The organism is Phosphitispora fastidiosa (assembly GCF_019008365.1).
Lineage (GTDB): Bacteria > Bacillota > Thermincolia > Thermincolales > UBA2595 > Phosphitispora > Phosphitispora fastidiosa.
The window spans coordinates 11,605-36,571 of sequence record NZ_JAHHUL010000025.1; the positions used below are offsets into that span (position 1 = coordinate 11,605).

Annotated in this window: 28 protein-coding genes and 1 other annotated feature; of the genes, 4 read left to right on the forward strand and 24 right to left on the reverse strand. The window is 45.0% G+C overall.

What is annotated here, in order from left to right; genetic code table 11:
* The 13 genes from Ga0451573_RS17290 to Ga0451573_RS17350 form a co-directional block, all read right to left on the reverse strand.
* Nucleotides 1-912, reverse strand: coding sequence for a glycosyltransferase family 2 protein (locus Ga0451573_RS17290; protein WP_231685414.1), 912 nt, complete (start codon nucleotides 910-912; stop codon nucleotides 1-3).
* Nucleotides 909-1,679, reverse strand: coding sequence for a cephalosporin hydroxylase family protein (locus Ga0451573_RS17295; protein WP_231685415.1), 771 nt, complete (start codon nucleotides 1,677-1,679; stop codon nucleotides 909-911). Before Ga0451573_RS17295 ends, Ga0451573_RS17290 begins: the two co-directional genes overlap by 4 nt.
* Nucleotides 1,676-2,608: an NAD-dependent epimerase/dehydratase family protein gene (locus Ga0451573_RS17300; RefSeq protein WP_231685416.1), complete on the reverse strand. Its 933-nt coding sequence runs from the start codon at nucleotides 2,606-2,608 to the stop codon at nucleotides 1,676-1,678. Before Ga0451573_RS17300 ends, Ga0451573_RS17295 begins: the two co-directional genes overlap by 4 nt.
* The gene (gene rfbC / locus Ga0451573_RS17305; protein ID WP_231685417.1) at nucleotides 2,605-3,138 is read right to left on the reverse strand and encodes a dTDP-4-dehydrorhamnose 3,5-epimerase; all 534 of its coding nucleotides are present in this window, start codon (nucleotides 3,136-3,138) and stop codon (nucleotides 2,605-2,607) included. Before rfbC ends, Ga0451573_RS17300 begins: the two co-directional genes overlap by 4 nt.
* Nucleotides 3,139-4,371, reverse strand: a complete 1,233-nt coding sequence (locus Ga0451573_RS17310; protein ID WP_231685418.1) for a class I SAM-dependent methyltransferase — start codon at nucleotides 4,369-4,371, stop codon at nucleotides 3,139-3,141. It lies immediately after the preceding gene.
* Nucleotides 4,372-4,384: 13 nt separating this feature from the next.
* Nucleotides 4,385-5,326 (reverse strand): radical SAM/SPASM domain-containing protein, encoded by a 942-nt coding sequence (locus Ga0451573_RS17315; RefSeq protein ID WP_231685419.1) that lies wholly within the window; start codon nucleotides 5,324-5,326, stop codon nucleotides 4,385-4,387.
* A 46-nt stretch (nucleotides 5,327-5,372) separates the two neighbouring features.
* Nucleotides 5,373-6,461, reverse strand: a complete 1,089-nt coding sequence (rfbG, locus tag Ga0451573_RS17320; RefSeq protein ID WP_331459440.1) for a CDP-glucose 4,6-dehydratase — start codon at nucleotides 6,459-6,461, stop codon at nucleotides 5,373-5,375.
* Nucleotides 6,458-7,228: a glucose-1-phosphate cytidylyltransferase gene (gene rfbF, locus Ga0451573_RS17325; RefSeq protein ID WP_231685420.1), complete on the reverse strand. Its 771-nt coding sequence runs from the start codon at nucleotides 7,226-7,228 to the stop codon at nucleotides 6,458-6,460. The genes rfbG and rfbF overlap by 4 nt, the downstream gene beginning before the upstream one ends.
* A gap of 92 nt (nucleotides 7,229-7,320) precedes the next feature.
* The gene (gene wecB / locus Ga0451573_RS17330; protein WP_231685421.1) at nucleotides 7,321-8,409 is read right to left on the reverse strand and encodes a non-hydrolyzing UDP-N-acetylglucosamine 2-epimerase; all 1,089 of its coding nucleotides are present in this window, start codon (nucleotides 8,407-8,409) and stop codon (nucleotides 7,321-7,323) included.
* Complete coding sequence (locus tag Ga0451573_RS17335; protein ID WP_231685422.1) at nucleotides 8,406-9,470, reverse strand: polysaccharide biosynthesis protein; 1,065 nt, start codon at nucleotides 9,468-9,470, stop codon at nucleotides 8,406-8,408. The genes wecB and Ga0451573_RS17335 overlap by 4 nt, the downstream gene beginning before the upstream one ends.
* A 12-nt stretch (nucleotides 9,471-9,482) precedes the next feature.
* A complete protein-coding gene (locus Ga0451573_RS17340) occupies nucleotides 9,483-10,376 on the reverse strand; it encodes a dTDP-4-dehydrorhamnose reductase family protein (RefSeq protein WP_231685423.1) in 894 nt (297 codons plus the stop codon).
* 203 nt (nucleotides 10,377-10,579) lie between these two features.
* Entirely contained in the window at nucleotides 10,580-11,587 is a 1,008-nt protein-coding gene (locus Ga0451573_RS17345) for a CgeB family protein (protein WP_231685424.1), read from the reverse strand.
* Between the two features lie 33 nt (nucleotides 11,588-11,620).
* Nucleotides 11,621-12,382, reverse strand: a complete 762-nt coding sequence (locus tag Ga0451573_RS17350; protein WP_331459443.1) for a glycosyltransferase family 2 protein — start codon at nucleotides 12,380-12,382, stop codon at nucleotides 11,621-11,623.
* Nucleotides 12,383-12,530: 148 nt separating this feature from the next.
* Between Ga0451573_RS17350 and Ga0451573_RS17355 the strand changes: the two genes are divergently transcribed.
* On the forward strand, nucleotides 12,531-12,947 hold the full coding sequence (locus Ga0451573_RS17355; RefSeq protein ID WP_231685425.1) for a hypothetical protein: 417 nt from the start codon (nucleotides 12,531-12,533) through the stop codon (nucleotides 12,945-12,947).
* Nucleotides 12,948-13,097: 150 nt separating this feature from the next.
* Here Ga0451573_RS17355 and ytvI read toward each other — a convergent pair whose 3' ends face one another.
* From ytvI to Ga0451573_RS17370, 3 genes are read right to left on the reverse strand one after another with little or no spacing between them, the layout of a single operon-like run.
* A complete protein-coding gene (gene ytvI / locus Ga0451573_RS17360) occupies nucleotides 13,098-14,180 on the reverse strand; it encodes a sporulation integral membrane protein YtvI (RefSeq protein WP_231685426.1) in 1,083 nt (360 codons plus the stop codon).
* A 38-nt stretch (nucleotides 14,181-14,218) separates the two neighbouring features.
* Nucleotides 14,219-15,577, reverse strand: coding sequence for a PFL family protein (locus Ga0451573_RS17365; protein ID WP_231685427.1), 1,359 nt, complete (start codon nucleotides 15,575-15,577; stop codon nucleotides 14,219-14,221).
* Nucleotides 15,578-15,601: 24 nt separating this feature from the next.
* The gene (locus Ga0451573_RS17370; RefSeq protein WP_231685428.1) at nucleotides 15,602-15,910 is read right to left on the reverse strand and encodes an ACT domain-containing protein; all 309 of its coding nucleotides are present in this window, start codon (nucleotides 15,908-15,910) and stop codon (nucleotides 15,602-15,604) included.
* A 184-nt stretch (nucleotides 15,911-16,094) separates the two neighbouring features.
* Here Ga0451573_RS17370 and pduL point away from each other — a divergent pair, with 184 nt between their 5' ends.
* Entirely contained in the window at nucleotides 16,095-16,772 is a 678-nt protein-coding gene (pduL, locus tag Ga0451573_RS17375) for a phosphate propanoyltransferase (RefSeq protein ID WP_231685429.1), read from the forward strand.
* Between the two features lie 99 nt (nucleotides 16,773-16,871).
* Nucleotides 16,872-17,057 carry a hypothetical protein gene (locus tag Ga0451573_RS17380; RefSeq protein ID WP_231685430.1) on the forward strand — a complete coding sequence of 62 codons (186 nt, stop codon included), beginning with the start codon at nucleotides 16,872-16,874 and terminating at the stop codon, nucleotides 17,055-17,057.
* 56 nt (nucleotides 17,058-17,113) lie between these two features.
* On the opposite strand, the gene Ga0451573_RS17385 is transcribed toward Ga0451573_RS17380, so the two are convergent.
* Both Ga0451573_RS17385 and Ga0451573_RS17390 read right to left on the reverse strand, forming a co-directional pair.
* Entirely contained in the window at nucleotides 17,114-17,893 is a 780-nt protein-coding gene (locus Ga0451573_RS17385) for a HesA/MoeB/ThiF family protein (RefSeq protein WP_331459441.1), read from the reverse strand.
* Between the two features lie 90 nt (nucleotides 17,894-17,983).
* Nucleotides 17,984-18,664 carry a sigma-54-dependent Fis family transcriptional regulator gene (locus tag Ga0451573_RS17390; protein ID WP_231685431.1) on the reverse strand — a complete coding sequence of 227 codons (681 nt, stop codon included), beginning with the start codon at nucleotides 18,662-18,664 and terminating at the stop codon, nucleotides 17,984-17,986.
* Between the two features lie 129 nt (nucleotides 18,665-18,793).
* Between Ga0451573_RS17390 and Ga0451573_RS17395 the strand changes: the two genes are divergently transcribed.
* Nucleotides 18,794-19,066: an alpha/beta-type small acid-soluble spore protein gene (locus Ga0451573_RS17395; RefSeq protein ID WP_269438370.1), complete on the forward strand. Its 273-nt coding sequence runs from the start codon at nucleotides 18,794-18,796 to the stop codon at nucleotides 19,064-19,066.
* Between the two features lie 341 nt (nucleotides 19,067-19,407).
* On the opposite strand, the gene Ga0451573_RS17400 is transcribed toward Ga0451573_RS17395, so the two are convergent.
* From Ga0451573_RS17400 to Ga0451573_RS17425, 6 genes are all read right to left on the reverse strand, one after another.
* Entirely contained in the window at nucleotides 19,408-19,605 is a 198-nt protein-coding gene (locus tag Ga0451573_RS17400) for a hypothetical protein (RefSeq protein WP_231685433.1), read from the reverse strand.
* 148 nt (nucleotides 19,606-19,753) lie between these two features.
* Nucleotides 19,754-22,546, reverse strand: coding sequence for an isoleucine--tRNA ligase (ileS, locus tag Ga0451573_RS17405; protein WP_231685434.1), 2,793 nt, complete (start codon nucleotides 22,544-22,546; stop codon nucleotides 19,754-19,756).
* Between the two features lie 49 nt (nucleotides 22,547-22,595).
* Nucleotides 22,596-22,842 (reverse strand) — a binding site (T-box leader).
* An 82-nt stretch (nucleotides 22,843-22,924) separates the two neighbouring features.
* A complete protein-coding gene (locus tag Ga0451573_RS17410) occupies nucleotides 22,925-23,215 on the reverse strand; it encodes a DUF167 domain-containing protein (RefSeq protein ID WP_231685435.1) in 291 nt (96 codons plus the stop codon).
* 33 nt (nucleotides 23,216-23,248) lie between these two features.
* Nucleotides 23,249-23,785 carry a DivIVA domain-containing protein gene (locus Ga0451573_RS17415; RefSeq protein ID WP_231685436.1) on the reverse strand — a complete coding sequence of 179 codons (537 nt, stop codon included), beginning with the start codon at nucleotides 23,783-23,785 and terminating at the stop codon, nucleotides 23,249-23,251.
* Between the two features lie 101 nt (nucleotides 23,786-23,886).
* A complete protein-coding gene (locus Ga0451573_RS17420; RefSeq protein ID WP_231685437.1) occupies nucleotides 23,887-24,669 on the reverse strand; it encodes a YlmH family RNA-binding protein in 783 nt (260 codons plus the stop codon).
* Nucleotides 24,670-24,693: 24 nt separating this feature from the next.
* Complete coding sequence (locus Ga0451573_RS17425; protein WP_231685438.1) at nucleotides 24,694-24,966, reverse strand: YggT family protein; 273 nt, start codon at nucleotides 24,964-24,966, stop codon at nucleotides 24,694-24,696.
* Between the last annotated feature and the right edge of the window lies 1 nt (nucleotide 24,967).

Consider the following 24,967-nt stretch of genomic DNA (forward strand, 5'->3'; position numbering starts at 1 on the left):
CTAGTTCGCCAGCAAAATCCTTTTTAAATCATCACGCAATTGCGGTGATGCGAGGTCAAGCTTATTTTCCCTAAATATAAGAGTTCGCCATTTAGTGTTAATCAGGTTTTCAACCAAATCAGAAAAAATTCGCTGCTTATCCGACTCGGAAAGGTTAGCGCGGGACACGAGCCTTAAAAGTTCCCGCATATTCTCAGTAAAGGGCGCGGGCAGAGGTTTAACATTGCCCGGATTAATACTCTCCTGATATTCCTGAACACTCTTGGGCCGGTCTCGTAAACGGATAGATATTAATATTTCGGGAACCATAACAAACTCTCCTAATAATGACAGTTCCACGAGTAAAATGAAATCATGAGCAAACATATCCGTGAATAATCTGGTCTGTTTTAAAACCCCGGGGCGAATAAGCCCATATACCGGACATCCGTTCGAATTACTGACAGTTTGGGCATGTATCCTTGCTGGAATATCCATCCCCATGGTTCCCACATTTTTATATGAAGATCTGTATCCGCCGGCTTCATTAATATATATACCTCCACAAAAGCATAATACGGCTGTCGGATTTTCCTCCAGCGTAGCGACACATTTGCTGATATATGTTTTATCCCATAGATTGTCATGGGCTGCCCACATAAAATATTTTCCAACAGACAACTCAAATACACGGTTAAAGTTTTTAGCGGCGCCTAGGTTTGTGTCATTACGGACATACCTGATGCGTTTATCCATAACCCTATACTGATGGCAGATCTCAGCCGTGGTATCGGTGGAAGCATTGTCTGATATTATCAGTTCGAAATTCTCGTAGTCCTGGGCCAAGAGAGATTCCAGCGCCAATCTTAAAAATCTCTCACCATTGTAGACAGGTAAACCAATAGTAACTAAGGGTTTTTCGCCATTCATCATGACTGCTTTCTCCGCAACCATGCCCCAGGCCAATAAGTGACATTTTCCGTCAAATTACTTTCATTAAAAGGCCACTGCGGTTGTTCATGCACAAATTCAGGGTGTTTTTGAGCAAACTCCGCTGCAGCCGCTTCCGGATGATCCCATATCCATTCAGGATTGCCCCGGGGTACATCATGCAGGAATTTCATGCTGCCATCGGTAGCGACGATATATGAATTCGGGGAAATTAAATCATGGTATGCCTCCAGTTCATCCAATACATGCTGTTTTGTATGGCAGGAATCAAGGATCATCAATACGGTTTCACCCGGCTGGACCTGTGCCTTTACCTGATTAACAATGTTACTGTCGGTAGAACTTCCCTCCAGCAATGTGATTAACGGAGCCGCCTCATGGTCTTCCAGGGCCTGGCGGTTTTGGGGGCGGATTTCGATGTCGATCCCTATGACCCGGCCTTTCCCCATAGCCTTGCATAAACTGGCGTAATAAATTAATGAGCCTCCATGAGCTATTCCTGTTTCAATAATTACATCAGGCTTTACCTGATAGATTACTTCCTGGATGCGCACCATATCTTGGGGCAACTGAATGATTGGTCTTCCCATCCAGCTAAAAGAATAAACATGTTTTTGATTCCACCCAACTTTAAGCCATTGTTTGGATATCAGTTCAAAGGCTTCTTTTGTATACAGATCCAGTACCCGGTGTTCACCGTTTACTTCCTGGGTCAGTGTCTTTTCTTCAGTGTCTATGATTAATTTCACAATGTCACCTTCTCTACAAGTTGGATTTTTAGGTTCCTGCTCCACCAATTGATAGTGTGCTGTATTCCAAATTCAAGACTATATTTCGGAACCCATCCTACCTCGTTGGATAAACGCTGAATATCTCCAAACAACACCTCTGGTTCGTGTTCAGGCGGTTTAACAGCGCCAAATTCTATTAAACCAGATCGCCCTATTTGGCGGGCAATTTCATTAATAACAAACTTTATAGTTACAGGCTGCCCGGAAGCGATATTAACAGGACCTGAAACATTGCTTTCCAAAAGCGCAACAAAGGCTTCGGCAGCATCCTGCACATACAGGAAGTCCCGTATCTGGCTGCCATGGCTGCAGCGGGCAGGCTCTCCCCTTAACAATGAAAGAATAACTGAAGGTATAAGTCTCACTGGGTACTCGTGGGGACCATAGTTGAGAAAAATACGCCCCCAGGCGCTGCTTAAACCGGTTTCACGGGTATATGCCTCAAGCATAACCTGTAACGAATGTTTACATATTCCGTAAGCGGTTGTGGGTAGTTTCGGTGTGATAAATTCTCTGCAGTAACCATGGCTCCAATCATACTCCGCGCAGGTCCCGGCCATGACCACCCGTTGCCCGCCCTGTTCCTGAAAGCTTTGCAAAAGCCCCAAACTTGCCTGAACCCATGAAAAATTATTTATAGAAGTCCAATACCTTCCCGGAATTACGTCCCAGGCAAAGTGCAGCAGATAGGCTGGCTGTACGTCTCTGAGCAGATTTTTGATCTGAACAGGATCTAAAAGATCGACTCTATGCCATCTACAGCCGGGTAATGCAGGTGTTAATTTCCCGGCCGTAACGGCATGAACATCAAATTCATGTTCGACCAAAGTTCGCAGAGTATGTCTTCCGATAAACCCACTGGCGCCGGTTACCAGGATTTTCCTCATGGCAGACACCCCGGATAATTTTGATCTTGAGGTGAAATAATCCGTTCAACGGTTTTCGGCCAACGAATGCCAAAAGCCGGGTCATCCCAGCGTAGACCCTCTGCGCACTCTGGATGATAAAATTCCGACATCTGATAAAAAACCTCCGTATTATCGGCCAGGGTTTGGAAACCATGGGCAAATCCTTCCGGGATGTAGAGCATTTTTCTGTTATCTGCACTCAGTTCAACTGCCAGCCATTGTTTAAAAGTGGGCGACTGGGGGCGCAGGTCGATAATTACATCATATACTGCCCCTCTGGTGCAGCGAATCAGTTTTGCTTCTTGGTAGGGCGTAGTTTGGTAATGCATGCCCCTTAAAGTACCTTTTTTATGGTTAAAAGAAATATTGCATTGAACCAGCCTTGGGTTTAAACCATGAGATTTAAATTCTTCCTGGCACCAGCTGCGGGCAAAAAAACCCCGCTCATCTTCAACAGGCTCTATTTGTATCAGAAATACTCCTTTAATTTTGGTTTCCTGAAAAATCATTTAGATCACCGTTACTTTTGGGATTAAGACTATAAATTTTCCGCCCCATTCACGAATGTAAGCCATTTGTTCCGCCACTTCATCTTTAAGGTTCCACGGCAGAATGATCACATAATCCGGTTTCGTCTCCCTGATTTTATCGGGAGACTCAACAGGGATGTGGGTACCCGGCAGGTACAACCCCTGTTTGAAAGGGCTCCGGTCTGCGGTATAATCCAGGAAGTCGGTGCCAATACCGCAATAGTTAAGCAGGGTATTACCTTTGGCCGGTGCGCCATAACCAACTATGGTCCGGCCTTCTTCTTTGAACCGGATCAGAAATTTAAGGATTTTGCGCTTTGTTTCTTTCACCTGTTCGCCAAAAGTCTGATAAGTCCGGATTTGTCTTATTCCCGCGGTTTCTTCCCGGGTTAATAGTTTTGTGACCCGCAAATCAACCGGCTTGGTGCGGTCTTCTGTATGGCGGGCATAAATCCTTAGCGACCCCCCATGGGTAGGAAGTTCTTCCACGTCAAACAGTGTAAGCCCCTGAGCAGTGAAGACCTTGTTTACCGTGGTAAGAGAAAAATAAGAAAAGTGCTCATGGTAGATGGTATCGAACTGGTTTTCCTGTATTAACCTCAGTAAATGAGGGAACTCCATAGTAATGATACCCTGGGGTTTGAGGAGGATTTTCATGCCGGATACAAAATCAAGCAGGTCAGGAACATGAGCTAAAACATTGTTTCCAATTAGCAGATCAGCCTGCTTACCTTCGCCGGCCAGTGCTCTCGCAGTTTGTTGGCCGAAAAAAGCTACTATTGTAGGAATCCCTTTTTGTTGGGCTGCTTTAGCCACATTAGCTGCCGGTTCAATGCCCATAATAGGGATGCCTGCTGCCTTGAAGTACTGCAGTAAATAACCGTCGTTACTGGCGATTTCCACGACTTGGTGCTGAGCGCTCAGGGCGAAACGCGAAATCATGTGTTTTGTATAATCCCGGGCGTGTTTCAACCAGCTTTCAGAATATGAGCTGAAATAAGCGTAATCACCAAAAATCTGCTCCGGAGTCTCAAACTCTTCCAGTTGAACCAAAAAGCACTTTTCACATACATAGGCATGGAGAGGATAAAAGTTTTCCTTTTCCTGCAGTTTTTCCGGCGGTAAATAGGCATTAGACAGTGGGGACATGCCTAGATCCACAAAGCTTATATTTAACCTGGTGTCACAAAAACGGCAAGCTCTCTTTTTCATCGGCATTCATTCCTTAATCATTTAGATGTGACAATCTATTGGTAGCTATAGCATACAATTCATGAATCCCGCCAAATTGATATGTTGTATGGGCTGCATGACTCATACATATTGAACACATTGGGTGAGTATATTTAGCATTTTGGAGTTCGGCAAAAGTTTTATCTAAGAAATTCTGAGCGATGGTATATTTTTGATCATAAACTACACAGCACAAAGCAACACTGCCGTCAACATTAATGGCCATTTGGGTTCTACGTAAATTGCAATCGGGGGTTTTATATTTCATTGATACTTGTTTGGACTCTTCTGGGCGTATAACTAAAAGGTTAACCAGTTCTAAATCTTTTTCAGGCAAAGTACCTTCGTAATATGCCAACAACTTTTCAAGAGGCATTAAATAAGCCCAAACTGCTTCCAAATTAAAATTCAAAATTTTACATAGTTCTTTTACTTTTAAGTGATTCTCTCCCACATTATGAATATAGCGATGATACGCTACAGCTACGTGTACCGCTGAGTTTAATTTATTCATCAGCATACGCAATTCAAGCATATTCGATTTAACAACATTAACGTTGCCTTTTTTGTGTGTTTGAGAATAGGTTTGCTGGTCATAACCAGATAAGGATATTCTCAGATAATCAGGTTTTTCTCTTAAAACTTCTTCTAATTTACTGACTGCATTAAAGTTACTGGACAGCCTGCACCGCATTCCATGCTTTTTAACAGTTTGCACAAAAGCAGGCAGTTCCGGGTGCAGGAATGGTTCCCCCCAATTGAATAAATCGATAAACCCCGGTGGCATCTCCATTACAATTTTTTTAACAATCTCATTGAAAAGTTTCACATCCATAAATCCCTTTGGGCGTTCAGTATCCTGCGAATTACCTACAGGACATGACGGACACCTAATGTTGCAAGTCCCGGAAACGTCAATCAAATAGCAAAACATTGTTATCCAACTCCTAACTGGGAAAAAATCCAAAGCCTTTTGACACTCACTTTACCGGGAAGTCATTTTTTAGCTGTTGATATTTCTCGATTTGTTTCAATGTCACGGGCTGAATCATTTGCTGGTTGGCATAAGTCCGATACCATTCGACAATCCACTCAATTGTCTCATCAAGAGTTAGAACAGGCTGCCATCCCAGTTTCAGTCTGGCTTTGGAAGAATCCAGCCTGAGATAATGGGCTTCATGGGGATGTTCCCCCTGATCACAGACCCATTGCGCCCCATGCCCCCAAAGATCGATAATTTGCCGGGTAAGTGTCCCAACTGGAACTGTATCATCATCAGAAGGCCCAAAATTCCAACCTCCGCTAAATTCATTCCCATTCTCCCACAGCTTTTCAGCCAGCAGAAGATAACCGTTTAATGGTTCGAGTACATGCTGCCAGGGGCGGATGGCATCGGGGTTACGAATCAATACAGGCTTATGGCTAAGAATCGAGCGCATAATATCTGGGATAAGGCGGTCTTCCCCCCAATCCCCTCCACCGATGACATTTCCGGCCCGCGCTGTCGCCACCGCTACCCCGGGTTGAACAGAAGATGAAGGTTTAAAGTAGGAATTGCGATAAGCAGAAGTAATCAATTCAGCACAGCCTTTACTGCAGCTGTATGGGTCAAATCCGCCCATCGGGTCTGTCTCACGATAACCCCAGAACCATTCTTTGTTTTCATAGCACTTGTCACTTGTTATAATCACTATTACCCGCACACTGTCGGTTTGACGTGCTGCTTCAAGCAGGTGCACCGTACCCATCATATTGGTGGCAAAAGTATCCACAGGGTCTTGATATGACCTGCGAACCAAGGCTTGCGCCGCCAAGTGAAAGATGATTTCCGGCCTTTGCTTTTGGATGGCCTGGTAAAGGGCATTGCTGTCCCGAACATCGCCTTTGAGCGAAACCATCTTATCTCCAACCTTTGCCAGTTGGAACAAGCTGGGTTCAGTGGGGGGGGAAAGGGCGTAACCGCATAGAATGGCGCCAAGCTGCTCTAACCAGAGGGACAGCCAACTGCCTTTAAATCCCGTGTGCCCGGTAATAAAGACTTTTTTCTCATGCCAAAATGATGTCGTCATGGCCATACCTTCCACGGAGCATTCCCTGATTCCCATAGTTGCCCTAACATCACTTTATCTCTCAGTGTATCCATGGGATGCCAAAAACCCTTATGTCGGAAGGCGGATAATTGTTCGGATTTGGCTAGTTGCTCCAGAGGTTCACGTTCCCAAACGGTAGCATCTCCCCTGATAAAATCAAACACTTCCGGCTCAAGTACAAAAAAGCCCCCGTTAATCCAACTGCGGTCCCCTTGCGGCTTTTCCTGAAAATTGATAACACGGTTTTTTCGCAGCTCTAATGCTCCGAAACGGCTTGACGGCTGTACTGCAGTCAAGGTTGCCAAAGTGGCCTGGCTTAAGTGAAAAGTAATTAGTTTACTGATATTAACATTACCAACCCCATCGCCGTATGTGAAACAGAAAGTCTCTTTCCCAACGTACTCCTGCACCCTTTTTAGCCTCCCACCGGTCATAGAGCCTTCTCCGGTATCAACTAAAGTAACACGCCATGGTTCGCAATGGTGGTTATGAATACACGTTTTGTTTTCATCCATATCAAAAGTAACATCTGACTGGTGAAGGAAATAGTGGGCAAAATACTCTTTGATCAGATACCCTTTATAACCCAGGCAAATTATGAATTCATGAATACCGTGAAAAGAATAAATCTTCATAATATGCCACAGTATAGGTTTGCCGCCGATCTCAATCATCGGTTTTGGCTTCAGGTTTGTTTCTTCACTGATACGAGTACCTAGTCCTCCGGCAAGAATAACTGCTTTCATTGCATACTCTCACTCTCCAAATCCGTTTTTAGCCCCAGGAGTAAGTCTACATAATAAATTATGCGGTGAAAGTTCTATTTGTGCATCGACTTCTATATTAAGGGTATTTGGCCCAGGATTATTTTGCCAACCGTATTACTGACATTTTCCACCAGGTATTCACAGGGAGGCTGCCAGTTACATGGTAGGTTTAAAACAGCTTTAACGGCATTCAAAACAGCTTCGGGTTCACAACCCGTAATTAAATTACTGCCGCTTTCCACCGTCTCGGGCCTTTCCGTTACATCCCGCAGGGTTACATTGGGCACCTTAAAAATACAGCATTCTTCCTGTACGGTGCCGCTGTCGCTCAAAACGCATAGGGCGTTTTTTTCTAAGGCTACAAAATCAAATAAACCTAACGGGTCGACAGCCCGCACACCTTCTCCGGCCATAATTTTACCGTGCTTTTCGAGTTGATTACGGGTTCTTGGATGCAGGCTGCAAATTACAGGTATTTTATATCTGACACACAAAAGATGAAACGCCTCGATAAACTTGCTCAAACGTTCTTCGACATCAACATTTTCAGCCCGGTGCAGGGTAACCAGAAAATATCTTTTGGCTTCTATGCCGAGTTTTTCCAGTACCCGGCTTTTTTCAATATCGGGCGCGTGATAGTCTAAGACTTCTTTAATGGGATTGCCGGTAACAAAAATCCGCTGACCGGGGATCCCTTCCCGCATTAAGTTGGCCCGGCTGCGCTCCGTATAAGGCATAAGAACGTCGCTGCAGTGGTCAACAATGCGGCGGTTGACTTCCTCCGGCACCCGGTCATCATAACAACGGTTCCCGGCCTCCATATGAAAGACCGGAATACCCATCCGTTTGGCCGCCACCGCCGCCAAGGCGCTGTTTGTATCTCCCAAAATCAGCAAACGGTCCGGTTTCTCCGTCATCATTACCTTTTCACATTCAATCAGAATTGCGCCAATTTGACCCATCAGGCTGTCAGACTTACATTCCAATGCGTAATCCGGTGATCGCAGGCTTAACCTGGCAAAAAAGATATCATTGAGGGTAGGGTCATAATTCTGACCGGTATGGACCACTACGTGCTCACAAAACTTGTCCAGCAGTGGGATTACCCGGCTCAGGCGGATAATCTCCGGGCGCGTCCCTAAGACAGTCATTATCTTCATCGCAAAAATCCCCCTCCCTCATTGATAACCTGACCAACCATCAAATTATGCCGTTCTAAAAGCTGCCCGGTTTCTTCCGGGGTTAGCAAATCATCTCCCGAACTGTATTCTTTATTTAAAGCCTGCAACCCGGCTTCTTCTTTCATCAGTTCGGGAAGCATCGGTTTAATGGCATAATGTTCGCCACGGTCAAAGGTCCGCCATCCCTCTTCGTCGGAAACCAGGATTTCGTGGATCTTTTCACCGGGGCGAATCCCTGTCAACAACAGTTCTATTTTACGGTCGCCAATCAGAGCCGCGGCGACATCCACAATGCGGGCAGCAGGGACCTTCGGCACATATGTCTCGCCCTGGTGAGCCGTTTCCAATGCAGCAAAAATAGTATCCACCGCCCGGTCCAGGGGCAGCAAAAACCTGGTCATTTCAGCTGTCGTAACGGTAACTGGCCCGCCGTTATTAATCTGCTCATGAAACAGCGGAATCACAGAACCTCTGGAAGCCAGAACATTGCCGTAACGCACACAGATAAAACGCGTGGTGGGAACCGTGATATTAGCTGCAATAAATATCCGTTCCTGTAAAGCCTTAGACATCCCCATAACATTGACCGGCTTGCATGCTTTATCTGTGGAAACCCCGACAACAGTCTGGATTTTCAGGTTATGCTCACGAATGGCGTTGACGATATTTTCCGCGCCGGTTATATTTGTCTGCACTGCTTCAAAAGGGAAGTACTCACAGGAGGGCACCTGCTTCAGGGCAGCCGCATTAATTACAATGTCAGCCTCCTTCAACACTGAGCAGACCGCGCGGTAATCGCGGATATCACCAATCCTGAATTCCAGCAGGCGCTTAAAGTTACGATAAATAATCTCATCTGTAGCTTTCATTTTTTGCTGGTAAGCCACCCTCATAAAGTGTTGTTTGGCTTCATCCCTGGAAAAAATAATTATTTTTTGGGGATATCCCAATTCGTTAGTCAGCAAGCGGCGGGTGAGGACTTTTCCCAGGGAACCCGTACCGCCCGTAATGACTATTACCTTGTTATCAAAAAGCGACATCAAATTTCCCCCCTATTGCTCTTTATAGTGCGGGGCTGTAATGTAATCCCGGTACATATTATCGATAAGTTCCGGCCATGACGGGGGAATATAACCGCTCGCCCGCCGGAACTTAGTGGAATCCAACGCCCTATTAATACAAAAATTGTCATCTGGCAGGATTTCGATGGATTTACCATATTTCTTAGCTACTGATTTTAATAACTCATATTTGGAGATAGGTGCGGATGAAACATGATACAGTCCGGTCAGTTGAGTTCCGGGAATTACATAATCATTAATTATCCGCGCAATCTCAACCGTTGGGAAACCGGAAAATACCGCTTTGGTAAAACCTCGGATTTTTTCGTCCTTAGCCATGAACCATTCTATCAAACCATATTTTCCTTTTATCTCATGGCCAATAATGGATGTGCGTAAAGTCACACAATGCGATTCAGCCACTTCGCCCAGGTGTTTAGTCTTGCCATAAAGATCGGCGGCGTCAACCGGGTCTGATTCAATGTAGTTGCCTTTAGCGCCGCTAAATACACAGTCGGTACTGATATGTATCAGCCTCGCTCCTGCCACCTTACAGAGCGACGCAATCCGGTGTGGTAAAAGCGCATTAACAGCTATTGCCGCAAGTGGGTCTTTTGCGGCCGGCGCCTGTTTAATTATGCCTATGCAGTTTATCACCACATCCGGTCTAACAGAGGCAATTGCCCTTATGATGTTGTCAAAATTATCAGCATCAACGTTGACCAGCACTTTCTTCAGAAGTTCCGGCTGAAACCACCCGGAAAGGCCGGTTGCACTTCGCGCCGTAGCATATACATCCAGGTTAGCGCATTGAGAAAGCCGGGTGAACAGTGTGTGCCCGAGCATCCCTGTCACACCGGTAACCAAAACCTTGGTAGTTCCCAAATTCCTCACCCTCTATATGAACACTTTTAGTCAGGGACTTTACATCCCTTGCAAATCTACATATTGTAATACATCTTATGCCGGATAAACATAAACCGTTTACAAAAGATACTATTTATTGCAGGGAATTTTAACGACAAAAAAAGCCGGAATTAAACCGGGGAATTCCTGGACAGTCCGGGCAAAAATTAATATAGAGAATACTACAAATTCGGTAATATAGATTCTCTGACCCGGTTTTCATATGTATGGTTACTTCTTACATATTCCATGCCTTGTTGTGCTATTTTACATCTTTCTTCATCATGTTTAAGATAATATTTAATTTTTTCGTATGCTTCATTGGAAGATTTAACAGTGACTAAATGTTTACCGTCCTCAAAAAAATAGTCCATTGATTGAGTCCATTGAGTTAAGTGAAACCCACCACTGGCTAAAATTTCAAAAGAACGCATAGACTGTTGTGTCTTTGAAATATCACTGCACTGTACCCCCAAAACTACTTTAGAAGAAGCACATATGTCCGGAATGTCTTCATTAGGATGAAAACCTTTATATAAAAGTGGATTCTTTAAATATTTCATTCCTAATGAGCAGTCCCAGAACGCACCGTAAACGTTAAATTTGTAACCTTCTTTTGATAATTTGACAGCAGGTTTAACTATTATGTCAAAACCCTTTAATCTGGTAGGATGGCTATAACAACTGGCCTGTAATATAATGTCCAGATCATATCTGGAATTATATTTTCCGGGTTTATGATAGTCCGGATTACATCCAAACATCATTAAATGAGCATTTAATCCCAAACTCCTGTATTTCTCAACACATTCAATTGCAGGTGATACTATCAAATCAGCATGTTTTGAAGTAATGGGTAACATTAAATCATACAATACAGGGTCTTCCGTAGCCCAATATATAAATTTTTTATTAAAATCTCTGCAAGCATCCGGAACTGCATTGTAGTAACGATTTGCTCCGTTTAAAAATACAAAATCGCAATCTGAACGCTTAACGGCGTTATACATAATCTGATATTTTTCTTCATCAGAAAGTGTAGCAGTCATACATTTTGGATATTTTAATTCTTCAAACTGTAATCTGTTTTTGGGCATACACACTTCAAAACCCAGCTTTTCAAATACCGGCATGATACCTTGTTGCAACATTGGAGAAGGATTCAGGTCAAAATATAAAATTTTATACATAAGAAACCCCTCTTATTCATTTTGAACTATTAATTATTGAAAATCTTTAAATTGCTCCAGTAATTCGGGTGACATAACATGCTGGCTAAACATAGAAACATCGCACCATATATCGTATCCCGCCTGCTTTGCCGAGCGACAAAAATACTCGTCTTCTCCTTGTTTATGCCATCCATATTTTGCTTTAGAACAAACCTCTTTACTGATTAAAATACATGCCCCGGTTAAATCACAAGGAACAAGTGTGTCAACAGAATTTTTATCAAAATATTTGACTCTATAAGTCACTATATGCTCATATCTGCTATTATCTACTTTTCTTAATATGTTAGGATATTTGTATGCTTCATCTATGGATTTAGTAACCAGGTATCCATTATACAAAAGTGAAGACACAATATGTTTGTTATGTGATAATAATCTTTTTAAAATGTCTCTTTTAAACAAAATGTCACAATCTGAACTAAACAAATAGTCGGCATTCAAATTAATACATTTTTTCAATAATTTGTTGCGAAGTTCGGCAAGCCAATAATAACTGTACTTTTCACGAATATCCATCTTTCTGTCGTCTGTAAATTTAATTTTGCTATTGCAAACCTGTATAACAATAGAATTATATTCCTTTTCATGTTCTTGTTTAAATTCCTTTAATAAAGCTAAACTATTATCTGTACAATTATTAACTATCCAGTAAATATCTATTAATTTCCTATCATAATCGAGGTAATATAAGTTTCTAAGGTAATAAGGGATTACCCAATCTCTCGAATTTACCGGGCAGGCAACAAGTATTTTTTTTTATGTTCTATGTTATCCGACATTTAGGCAGCACCCTTTATTATATTATTATGTAAGCGCTGTTGCCGTTACAAATATTTTACCTCGTGTAACACAAATCTCCATTACCACATATTATGTAAAGGAGAAAGGGGGAATTCTTATGGCAATCGTGAATGGTTTTATCACTGATGGCATAAAAAGCGTAAACTTTTCAGCCGATGCATCATGTATTGGTGGAGTACCGGAAGGCAGTATTGCCGGTACGATAAACAATATTTTTACCGGGGGACCTGTACTTGAGGACTTCACCTTCGCTTCTGCTACTCCGCTTCTGGTTGGCATTAATGAAGCACTAGACAGTATTCACGTTGTATACGACAATGTCACCGTAACAAACATTACTACCGAGGAAGTATTTACAGGAGGCACCGCTATTCTCACAACAAATGGTGTTAGTTCTACCGCATGGGAAGGTTCAATCACGATATTGTTTGACACAAGTATTTTAACATTCTTTGGGAGATTTACCGGAAGCACAATAGAAGATGCCACAGTAATTTGCCAGCTACTTTTGTGACCACTGTTTTTTTGCATTTCTTATGTCCAGTCATTTCCATCAGGACATCTGTATCCTGACTAAACCGGGTTTCTTGTCCCAAACGAAAAAGAACCGGTCTCATTTGTTGAACCGGTTCTTAATCTTCTGGTTATATACAGCAATCCTCTGCTAGAAATCAAATTTGTGCTGAAAAAACCCGGCCTTTCTCATGGCTTTGACAACTATGCAGACAGTAGGGCCCAGAAATATCCCTCCCAGTCCAACAACCTTAAAACCTACATACATGCTGATTACTGTGGTCAGTGGACTTAAACCTATGTTCTGTCCCAGAATTTTGGGCTCGATAATCCGTCTGAGGACTATGATCAGCAGATAGAGAACAATAATTCCCACTGCCGTGAAACTGTCTCCGGTCATTAAAAGAAATGCCGCCCAGGGAAGCATCATAAATCCTGTGCCCAAGATAGGCAGAATGTCTACCAAAACAATAAGCAGGGCCAGGACTAGGGCATACTTGACATCCAAAACCAGCAGTCCCGCAACTATAAAAAGGTATGTAATCAGACTGATAATCAGCTGTGCCCGGACAAAACCAACTATCGCCCTATTGACATCATCCAGAATCATGTTGACTTTGTCTCTGGCCCTGTCACTAAAGAGCCTCAACAGGCTTTCCCTGAGTTCGGGCAGCTGCAGGCTGAAGAGATAAAAACTGACCAGGGTCACAATTAATACAACAAAGATATCAGGGATGGCTTTGGCTGTACCAACCAGGAACCCGGTTCCGGTACTTATCTGATTTCCCAGATTGACCGCCTCTCCAATAGTTGTCCGGATACTCTGGATTATCTCGACAGGCACATCCTCGAAGAATTCCTGGGCCTTAAGCACAATGGACTCAAGACTCCTGCCCAGCCTCTCGGCATATTCGGGCATCTGCCTGAGGAGAGCAGTAAATTGAATTATTATCTTGGTAAAACCCAAAACAGCCAATCCACCCACAAGGACAATAACCCCAAGGTAATTTACCGTTACAGCTATAATACGTTTCCCCTTTAACATTAAGTGCAGCTTTGACACAACCGGCTCAAACAGAACGGCAAGCACAAGGGCTACCAGGAACGGTACAAAGTGCGGGGAAACATAATATAGCAAGGCCAAGCTTATTAGGGTATATACAAGTTTGACAATAGGATGTACCAATACCAGCGCCTCCATCTTGGATATTATTTTAACTTTTAAATCGTTCAAAAGGGGCTCATTCACGCCCCTTTTTGACATGCTTGCCTTTAGTTCCGCAGGCTGTGTATCGGCGCCGGAATCCTGCCCCCTCTTTTAACAAACTCAACCGAACTATATTTATTCACAGGCATAATCGGCGCCCGCCCCAGGAGGCCGCCAAATTCAACATAATCTCCTACTCCCTTGCCAGGAGCCGGAATAATCCTGACTGCAGTCGTTTTTTGATTAATCACACCTATTGCCGCCTCATCGGCAATAATGGCCGCAATGGTTTCAGCGCTGGTATCCCCCGGAACGGCAACCATATCAAGTCCGACAGAACATACACAGGTCATTGCCTCAAGCTTTTCCAGGCTAAGGGCTCCATCCTCAACAGCCCTGATCATCCCGGCATCCTCACTGACCGGTATAAAAGCGCCGCTCAAACCACCAACATAAGATGAAGCCATAGCCCCGCCTTTCTTGACAGCATCATTTAACAGAGCCAAGGCAGCAGTAGTGCCATGAGTTCCGCAGCGTTCCAGCCCCATAGCTTCAAGTATTTCGGCCACACTGTCTCCGACAGCTGGAGTTGGCGCCAGGGACAAGTCTACGATACCAAAAGTTACTCCCAGCTTCTCAGAAGCTGCCCGTCCGACAAGCTCACCCATCCTGGTAACCTTAAAAGCAGTCCTTTTTATCATTTCTGCCAGGGTTCCGAAATCAGCCCCGCCCAGCTTTTCCACAGTCTGCTTGACCACACCTGGTCCGCTTACACCGACATTAATAACACACTCTGGTTCCCCCACACCGTGAAAAGCCCCGGCCATAAAGGGGTTATCCTCGGGCACATTGGCAAAGACCACCAGCTTGGCACAGGCCAGTCCATCCTTATCAGCGGTCAGCTCTGATGCCTTTTTGATTACCCTGCCCATCCCGTAAACGGCATCCATATTGATGCCCGCCTTGGTTGTGGCCACATTAACAGAGGAACAGACCCTCTCTGTTGTTGCCAGGGCTTCGGGAATTGCCCTGATAAGTTTGTTGTCACCGGATGTGCAGCCCTTATGTACCAGCGCTGAGAATCCGCCGATAAAGTTAACTCCTACCTCGGCCGAAGCCTTGTCAAGAATCCTGGCAAAATAAACATAATCATCTGTGGCACAGCTCTCGGCAAAAATTGATACAGGCGTAACGGAAATCCTCTTATTCACAATAGGTATCCCGTATTCCCGCTCAATCTCCTCACCTGTGGCCACCAGATTGCCGGCCAGCCTGGTAATTTTATCATATATCTTGCGCCCCACGACTTTGTGGTCACTGTCGGCACAGTCCCTTAAACTAATCCCCATTGTAATTGTCCTGATATCAAGATGTTCCTGCTGTACCATACGGACAGTTTCCAATATCTCCTGAAAACTAAGCAAAACGATTCCCTCCCGCCCTGTATCTTAAATCCTGTGCATAAACTGGAATACATCCTCATGCTGCACCTGTATCTGTAGACCGGTTTCCCGGCCTTTTTCCTCCAGCCTGTCTTTCAACGTCCCGAATTCAACTTTACAGTTAGTAATATCACAAACCATGACCATTGTAAATATGTCCTGAAGTATCGTCTGGCTGATATCAAGAATGTTGACATTGTATTCAGCCAATACCACCGATACCCCTGCAATGATTCCCACCTTGTCCTTACCCAGTACTGTGATGATAACCTTGCTTCGTGCTCCTTCACTGCCGGATATTTTATATTCCTGCACCGGTCTCAACTCCTTGTTAGAAATCTTTTTTAAATATAATAATAACATTATAACAGGTGAATGCTGGAAAAGCCAGTTTGACTAAACTAAATATATATTCAGAGATTGGGCAAAATAGAACAGATAAAAAACACTAATTCATAATTTTGCTATTAAAGACTGCACCTGGGAAGGAGGCTGCCTATTGTTTGAAAATGACAGTGATTTCTTTTTCCTTGAGAAACCACCGGTTAACCTTGAGGATGCCCCACCCCATGTGGAACCTCTGGAATCTTCAAACACTGATGTCAAAGTAAGAATTTCCGGACGACATATTCATATTTCCCCAAAAGACCTGGAACTGCTCTACGGTCCCGGTTATAATCTGACCAAGTACCGTGACCTGGCCCAGCCGGGGCAGTATGCTGCCAAGGAAACCCTTACGGTGGTGGGCCCCAAGGGGGTCATAGAAGGTATCCGGATCCTTGGCCCCATAAGAGATAAGACCCAGGTAGAGATTTCCGGAACAGACGGCTACCACCTGGGGATGGAACCACCGGTCAGGGACTCCGGCAATATTGCCGGAACGCCAGGCATAGTCCTGGTGGGTCCCTATGGGGCAGTTACCCTAAAGGAAGGGGTAATCCTGGCAGCAACTCATATTCACATGAGCCCTGATGATGCCGTAAAGCTGAAACTCAAAAACGGCGACCGGGTACAGGTGCTGGTCGATGGCGAACGGGACTTAATTTTCACTGAAGTTCTGGTAAGAGTAGACAAGAGCTTTATTACCGAAATGCATGTTGATACTGATGAAGCAAATGCCGCCGTAATCGAAGACGGTGATTATGTGACTATTATCGGGAAGATACTTGTTTCCTAAGTGAGGTGTTTTCGGGAAATGACCGTAGGGCGAATTAGGTGTGGAATTGTACCGATTTCCCGGAACACCGAAAATAGAGAAAACGAAAGGAGGAGTATAATGATGAAAGTGGAAGATGATAAGAAAATTCCCCAGACACAGCATAAAAAGATATATGACAAAGGGGAACAGATAGAAAACACCCTGACGGTGCTGGATAGTCCGGATGACAGGATAACAGAGCAAAAAGGCCATGGTATCACCATTGTTAAAAATGATAATCCTGATGATATAGAAAGCCAATAAGCTAAAAAAAGGGGGTGATTTCATTCCGAAATCGCACCCTTACCTTTTAAAGCAGATTAATTTTTTCCACAAACCGGGCAGTGCAAGTCAGGTTTAACCTCAACCTCCCTGAAGGACACCTCAAGGGCATCATACATAAGCAGTCTGCCGGTCAACAGTCTCCCACTGCCTGTCAGCAGCTTAATAGTCTCCGCCGCCTGGATAGTCCCTATCGTCCCGGCCACAGCGCCGAGTACTCCGGGCGGATTTGGCATTGCTTCCGGGGGAGGCGGTTCACGAAAAACGCACTGGAAACAGGGACCTCTTCCCGGAACGATAGTCATAGCCTGTCCGAAAAAGCCAAGTATACCACCGTGAACAAAAGGCTTTCCTGACTTGATACAGACCTCATTGAGAATGTACCTGGTTGGAAAATTATCTGTACAGTCTATAACAATATCATACCCCTCTATAAGGTCCCCTGCATTCTTCCTGCCGATCCTTTCACCAACAGACACAAGCCTTATTTCAGGGTTCAGTGCAGATAACTTTTCGAATGCAGAAACAGCCTTAGGCTTCCCCAGATCAGGGGTTCTGTGCAGTACCTGCCGCTGCAGGTTGCTCAGGTCAACGATGTCAGAATCGGCGAACCCGATGGTCCCTACCCCTGCCGCAGTAAGATAATAAAGCACCGGTGACCCCAGACCCCCGGTGCCTACCACCAGCACTCTGCCGGTCTTGAGCTTACGCTGCCCGGCTTCACCTATTTCCTGCATTATAAGCTGCCGATGATACCTTTGCTTTTCTTTTACACTTAATCTCCCATTTAAACCTTCATCGGTGCGGTCCATATTCATACCTCTTCCTGCCGCAAAATCTCCGCTTGGTGAACTACGCAGCCGGCCAGGACAGCCGCATTAATACATTAAAACATGATAAGCAGCCAATCATTCCTCGACCCTGCTGAACCGGGAAACAGCTCCCCTTAATTCTCCGTCAACTATAATAGGGTTCATTTCAATTTTATAAAGAATCTCGTCTACAATAATAGTGCCGCTTCTCGATTCACGTTTCCTAAGGATAGTATCCATTCCCAAAGCAGGAAACAACTCCCCAACGGACTGGCCGATAATGTTTTCAGCATTTATGTCCCATAATTCCTCTGCCTTGCTGTTAAAGACATTTATCTTTCCTTCCGGATTAATGGCTAATATGCCATAAACAGCCAGGTCAATTATCTTTGAAAGCCCTTCAATTGACTTTTTGTAATGATCCATAAATGCAGATGCCAGGTCAGTACGGGTCAGCCATCCCACCATCTTGCCCTCTTTATCCACAACAGGGAGCCGTCCAACCGGAATATTCATGGCTTCTTCCACCGGCATAGTCTCCCCGATTGAAATAACATTCTTGTTCATCAGCCACTCTATTGGAGTGTCTAAAGGCTTGCCAATTGCCCTCATAAGGTGTGTCTTGGTAAAAACCCCGACAACCTTACCGTTATTGTCGACCACAGGTGCGCCGTCAATAACCCTGTCCAGAAATAACTGGTTGACCTCTTTAATAGTCTGATCTTTTCTTAATTTAAGAACTCCCTTGGACATTACATCCCTAACCAAAACTCTCATAAAATCCTCCGCTTTTACAAATAATCTGAATTTCCCTATACAATATCATACAATAAATCTGAAAAAAAATCAGTAAAACTTATGAAAAACCAAATATTTGACCATACTTTCTACAGGAGGTCGGTAGTTTTGACAGTTGAAAAGAGCATAAAAACAACAGGAAAGAAAAAAAGCAGGAAGAAAAAGAAACCTCTAACTCCAGTGGATAAGTTCAAAATTGAAACAGCGAAAGAACTTGGCTTGTGGGATAAAGTCAAGGATATTGGCTGGGCAGGGCTAAGCGCCGCCGAATCAGGGCAGATTGGAGGATATATGACCCGGAAAATGAAACAGCGGAGGCTGAACAACCTTGAGGAATACTCGGAGGCGCGTCTTAAGCGCGGGCGTAAACCTCCACAGTAGTAAGCTCCGGAAATGGCTGATAATGACATATGGTGAGCTGTTGCACCGATTTTCCGCAATGCCGCCTATGAGTCTAAACTGCAATCCCCCGGCAGCAAGGCAGCGTCCCCGAACTCGATGGCTCACTGAGTTGTCTCATAAGAAGCCGCCAGGAAAATCTTGTACAACAGCTCACCATATGCCGCAGCCATTTCCGGAGCCAACCCAGGGAGGGTGACACCCAATATAAAAATTTCTGTTGCCGAGGTGCTTACATAGTTGTTAGAAGAAAAAAAAGCAGGATACTCCTTGGAGATACGGTAGTACCGTTCCCGGGAATATCCCTGCCTCTTCAGTTATTGTTACTTTTGAGGCTTATCATCGATTAAGGCTTTATAGTAATCCCTGATATTTTCGTTGAACTTATCCATACAGTCTTTGCACACACACCAGCATGCCTTTTCCTTCTTGTCTTCGTCATTGAGAATGATGGAACATGTCAAAGCAGCATCCATTTCCTTACCACAAAGCTCACAGTTAGCGCATTTGAATTCTGACACCTTTATCCCCCCTTAGTTTAATTTGTGACTCATATAGCATATGGAGCCAGTATACAATTATTCCATATTTAAATTCGACACCTTAAAGCAGATTCCTGCCCGGATGAAGACAATATGCATAACATTAACAGGCTTAACGCTAAACCATTTATACCTGTCTTACCGCGTCCAGGCATTTTCCACACAGGGTCGTATAAACTGCATCCTTGCCAACTTCTTCACTGTATGTCCAACAGCGTTCACACTTGCCCCCTGCAGCCTGGGCCACTTTCACTTTAAGTCCCGGCATTTCCTCCGAAACAAATACATCTCCGGAAGCATTATCGATATTTTCCAGTTCTGCCCGGGAAACAATCAGGATAGAGGCCAGTTGGTCTGCTACCGGTTCAAGGAATGTGTAAAGCTCCTCACCGGCATATACTGTCACCGCAGCATCCATGGAATGGCCGATAACTTTATCCCGGCGGGCCTGCTCTAATACTTTGGCAATTTCATTTCGGGCCTTGATAATTTTCTCCCACTTGGCCTCGAGCTTTTCATCGATATAGTCTTCCCTGATCTGAGGCATTTCAGCCAGCTGGACACTTCCGGGCTCACCGGCAGATCGCGGAATATACCGCCAGAGTTCTTCTGAAGTAAATGCCAATACAGGAGCGATAATCCTGACGAGTGACGTTATAATCTCATACATGACAGTCTGGGCAGCGCGGCGCTCTCCGGAATCCGGCAAAGAAGTGTATACCCTGTCTTTAGCAATATCCAGGTAAAATGCGCTCATATCAACGGCACAGAAATTGTGTACCGCATGATAAACAACATGGAACTCATAGTTATCATAAGCATTTAAAACCCGCTTGCTCAGCTTGTGAAGCTTTAGCAGGGCCCACCTGTCAAGCTCTGTCAGTTCATTATAGGCTACCCTGTCATACTCAGGGTCAAAATCATAGAGGTTCCCCAGGAGATATCGCGCTGTATTCCTGATTTTACGGTATGCCTCTGACATCTGTTTCAGGATTCCCTTGGATACGGCCACATCTGCCTTATAATCAGCCGAGGATACCCACAGCCTGAGAATATCGGCCCCCATTTGCTTAATCACTTCAAGGGGGTCGGTCACATTCCCTTGTGACTTGGACTCTTTCCGGCCCTGTTCATCAACCAAAAAACCATGGGTCAGGACAGTCCCGTAAGGCGCCTTTCCGGTAGTAGCAACTGAAGTACAAAGTGATGAGTTGAACCATCCCCTATGCTGGTCACTGCCTTCCAGGTAAAGGTCAGCAGGCCAGGTGAGATCCGGCCAGTACTGGGGCTGGGTAAGCACCGCCCAGTGGCTGGAACCCGAATCAAACCAAACATCCATGATATCTGTCTCCTTGCGGAACCTGCCGCTGCCGCAAGCCGGGCAGGTTATACCCGGAGGCATAAGGTCCTTAGCTTCCCTGGCGAACCAGACATCTGAACCGTTTTCCTTTACCAGTTCCTTGATATGCTCAACAGTCCTGTCATTGATGACCTCTTTGCCGCAGTCCTCACAATAGAAGATGGGAATGGGAACACCCCATGTCCTCTGCCTGGAAATACACCAGTCCCCGCGGTCGGCAATCATATTATAAATACGGTTACGGCCCCATGACGGGACCCACCTGACTCTGTCAATTTCTTCAAGCGCCTGTTTCCTGAAACCGTCGATTGAAGCAAACCACTGCTCAGTCGCCCTGAAAAGAATTGGATTCTTACAGCGCCAGCAGTGCGGATACTGGTGCTTGATCCATGACATCTTCATCAGGGCTCCGATTTCCTCCAGTTTGACAACAACACTCTTATTGGCCTCATCAGTAGTTTGGCCTTCAACAAAACCACCTTCAGCGGTAAACACACCCCTGTTGTCAAGTGGTGAAATAACCGGAAGGTCGTATTTTTTGCCGACCTCAAAGTCCTCGACACCGTGTCCCGGAGCTGTGTGAACACAACCTGTACCCTGTTCCAAAGTAACATGGTCACCCAGAATCAGCAGGGATTCCCGTTCCATAAACGGGTGTCTGCAGGTGATGCCTTCAAGGTCGGAGCCATTGAAATTCTGTTTTACTGCATAATTTTCAATGCCGACATCTGCCATAAACTGCTCCAATAACCCCTCAGCCACCAGCAGTTTTTCTCCATTTGCAACCGTTTCCACCAGCACATAGTCAAAATCAGGGTGCAGGCAGATGGCGACATTGGCCGGCAATGTCCACGGTGTTGTTGTCCAAATAACCACAAAGGTGTTCTCTTCAGGAAGTACATCCTTACCATCCTGCACCGGGAACTTAACATATATAGAAGCAGATTTCTTGTCACCATATTCAACTTCTGCTTCAGCCAGGGCTGTTTCACAGGAAGCACACCAGTATACGGGCTTCAGTCCCTTATAGATATAGCCGCGTTTGGCCATTTCTCCAAATACTTCGATCTGCTTAGCCTCGAAATGGGGCTGCAGGGTCAGATAAGGATTGTCCCAGTCACCCCTGACACCCAGGCGCTTGAACTGCTCCTTCTGGATGCCGACAAATTTCAAGGCATATTCCTGACATTTCTTTCTGAATTCTACGAGCCCAGCTTCATGGCGGTTGATTCCCAGGGCCTTAATTGCCTGCTGCTCAATGGGGAGCCCATGGGTATCCCATCCGGGAACATAGGGTGCATCAAACCCGTTCATTGATTTATATTTAACAATAATGTCTTTCAGCACCTTGTTTAAGGTATGTCCCAGATGAATATTGCCATTAGCATATGGAGGCCCGTCATGCAGGATAAACTTGGGTCTGCCTTCATTTTTTTCCTGGACCCTCCTGTAAATATCCTGCTTTTCCCAGAAATCAAGTATCTCCGGCTCCCGCTCCGGAAGGTTCCCCCTCATAGGGAAATCGGTCTGCGGAAGGTTTAGTGTCTTGCTGTAATCCATTTAATTTTCCTCCTCTATTCCAGCTTTCAGGCATAAAAAAACCCCGTCCCATAGGGACGGGAGTAGTTTTCCCGCGGTACCACCCTAAATTCCGTTATAGCTGACAGGCATCATCACTCGGCACTGCCAGTACGGCTCTTATTTGCCTGCAGGATAACGGCTGCACCGGTACAGCTTACTCAACTTTCGGCTGCACAACTCCGGAGTGATTTTCGGCACTGTTACAGCGTCCGGCTCGCACCCTCCCGGACTCGCTGACCCTGTTTAAGGCCTACTCGCTCCTTCATGGTCATTAATTTTATTCCTGAAACAATTATTATATAATTATATCCAATAGGTACGGCTTAGTCAACTTTCAGACACAACAACTGCATATACTTAATCTCCGACACCCAAAACACGCTGTAGTTCATCTTTAGTCACCCCGTAAAACTTAATCAGCTTTGTCCTTCCGGTGTGACCTGATAATATTTCTACCTGCTTTTTGGGTATTTTCAACAATGATGCAAAAAACTCAATGCACGCCGCATTTGCAGCCCCATCCACCGGAGGTGCGGTTAAAGTTACTTTGAGCATGTCCCCCAGTTCACCGGCAATCCGGTTTCTGGAAGCCCTTGGCTGAATCTTGACCTTAACAGCCGTTCCATTAGAATGTTCCTGAATATCCAAGGCAGCGCCTCCCTGTCAGGCGGGATTACCTGTTTAACCTATTTTAATACCGGCCTCTTTGTCAGTCACAGTCACTGCTGCTTCCCCCGCTGCTGCTTCATTAAAAAGAGTCTGATCAAATCTCACTTCTTCCTCTTCCCCGATCAGCTCCAAATGGCTCTTGAGGAAGGAACGGAACTTGACCCGGAACACCTGGGCTTCTTTACGAACATCTTCATACTCCCTGATAATATTCTTAACCTGTTCCTCGGCAGCAGCAATAATCTGTTCTGCCTTGAGACGGGCTTCCTGGATAACAGCATCTGCTTCCCTGCGGGCGCCGTTTTTCATCTCATCAGAAGTCTGCTGGGCAATAACCAGGGTTTTCTGGAGAGTCTGCTCCAGTTCCTGATAAGTGCCGATATCTGAATTCTTTGCCTCCAATGCCTCTTTTAACCCGGCATTTTCTTTGAACAGGACTTCATATTCTTTGACAACCCGATCAAGAAATTCGTCAACCTCTTCCTCATCATAACCGCGAAAAGCCTTGCGGAACTCTTTGTTATGGATATCCAAAGGGGTCAATGTCAAATCCAGCACCTCCCAAACCTTTTATGCAAGGTATTAAGAGATACTTCTACCCACAGGAAATAAAATCCTCTGTAATGTGATAAAATCTACCAAAAAAGTTCCTAAGCATACCTCTTTATAATTAGGGCAATTCTGCCTTTCTTGGTCTCACCTTTAACCCGGTCAATTTTCATCCTGCCTCTTCCTCTGATGGATATCCGGTCACCCTCCTGTACCGGGGAAGCACAATCAGAAACAGCGACCCAGTTGACCCGGACCTTTTCCGCCTTGATCTCATCAGCCATTTTGCTTCTGGAAATACCGAAGCCCGCTGCTGTTACCGCATCCAGTCTGAGGGAAGACACCGTGGCAAAGACCTCCTTCACCTGCTCTTCCGGCAGCTTCAACTGCTCCAGTGGTACAATATTGGCCTCAACCCCCAGGCGGTTTACCTTGGTCAGGTTTCCAGCGATATATTCAAGCATGTCACGGTCTGCAATGACCTGGGAGCCGCCCTCATATACTAGAATGTCTCCAATTTTTTCCCTTTTTATACCAAGTGAGAGAATCGCCCCCAAAAAATCCCGGTGTGTCAGGTCGCGGAACCTGCAATTTCCCATTATTGACAGCAGGCCCAGCCCGTCATCCTGTGTGCCTGCTTCCATATAGTCAGGACAAACTACTGCTCTTCGCCTTTCAGCTTCCTCATAGCCTCCGGCCCATATAAAAGAAATCCCCGATTCTAAAGCTAAAACCTGCGAAAGCAGTTTTTGCCGGTGCGGGTCATAAATATCTGTGACCTCCACGCCGGCAAACTTTATGGCAGATTGTATTTTATCCAACACCCGTGCAATAACTATTCGGTCCTCAGGTTTTGCGTGTTCAAGTATCTCTTTTCTATTCACTGTCAATTCTCCGAAGTCAGAATATCAATAAAAAAGCATGAATATTAGCTGTTTCACCAGGGTACGCGCAAATTCCAGAACCAGAAACAGCACAATCGGTGATAAATCAAGTCCCCCTACAGGTGGAATCAGTCTGCGGAAGGGGGCCATTAAGGGCTCTGTTATTTCCATAACAAACCTGATTAACGGGTGATACGGGTCTATTCTGGTAAACATCGGTATAAAAGATAAAATAATCCGTGCTATAACCAACCACCTGATAACATCAAACATCACATCAACAACCAGCCATATCAAA

Bases quoted from the DNA above. Each gene is read 5' to 3' on its own strand.
- Ga0451573_RS17290 (WP_231685414.1), bottom strand. From the start codon at position 912: ATGATGAATGGCGAAAAACCCTTAGTTACTATTGGTTTACCTGTCTAC.
- Ga0451573_RS17300 (WP_231685416.1), bottom strand. From the start codon at position 2,608: ATGAGGAAAATCCTGGTAACCGGCGCCAGTGGGTTTATCGGAAGACAT.
- rfbC (WP_231685417.1), bottom strand. From the start codon at position 3,138: ATGATTTTTCAGGAAACCAAAATTAAAGGAGTATTTCTGATACAAATA.
- Ga0451573_RS17310 (WP_231685418.1), bottom strand. From the start codon at position 4,371: ATGAAAAAGAGAGCTTGCCGTTTTTGTGACACCAGGTTAAATATAAGC.
- Ga0451573_RS17315 (WP_231685419.1), bottom strand. From the start codon at position 5,326: ATGTTTTGCTATTTGATTGACGTTTCCGGGACTTGCAACATTAGGTGT.
- rfbG (WP_331459440.1), bottom strand. From the start codon at position 6,461: ATGACGACATCATTTTGGCATGAGAAAAAAGTCTTTATTACCGGGCAC.
- rfbF (WP_231685420.1), bottom strand. From the start codon at position 7,228: ATGAAAGCAGTTATTCTTGCCGGAGGACTAGGTACTCGTATCAGTGAA.
- wecB (WP_231685421.1), bottom strand. From the start codon at position 8,409: ATGAAGATAATGACTGTCTTAGGGACGCGCCCGGAGATTATCCGCCTG.
- Ga0451573_RS17335 (WP_231685422.1), bottom strand. From the start codon at position 9,470: ATGTCGCTTTTTGATAACAAGGTAATAGTCATTACGGGCGGTACGGGT.
- Ga0451573_RS17345 (WP_231685424.1), bottom strand. From the start codon at position 11,587: ATGTATAAAATTTTATATTTTGACCTGAATCCTTCTCCAATGTTGCAA.
- Ga0451573_RS17355 (WP_231685425.1), top strand. From the start codon at position 12,531: ATGGCAATCGTGAATGGTTTTATCACTGATGGCATAAAAAGCGTAAAC.
- Ga0451573_RS17380 (WP_231685430.1), top strand. From the start codon at position 16,872: ATGATGAAAGTGGAAGATGATAAGAAAATTCCCCAGACACAGCATAAA.
- Ga0451573_RS17385 (WP_331459441.1), bottom strand. From the start codon at position 17,893: ATGAATATGGACCGCACCGATGAAGGTTTAAATGGGAGATTAAGTGTA.
- Ga0451573_RS17390 (WP_231685431.1), bottom strand. From the start codon at position 18,664: ATGAGAGTTTTGGTTAGGGATGTAATGTCCAAGGGAGTTCTTAAATTA.
- ileS (WP_231685434.1), bottom strand. From the start codon at position 22,546: ATGGATTACAGCAAGACACTAAACCTTCCGCAGACCGATTTCCCTATG.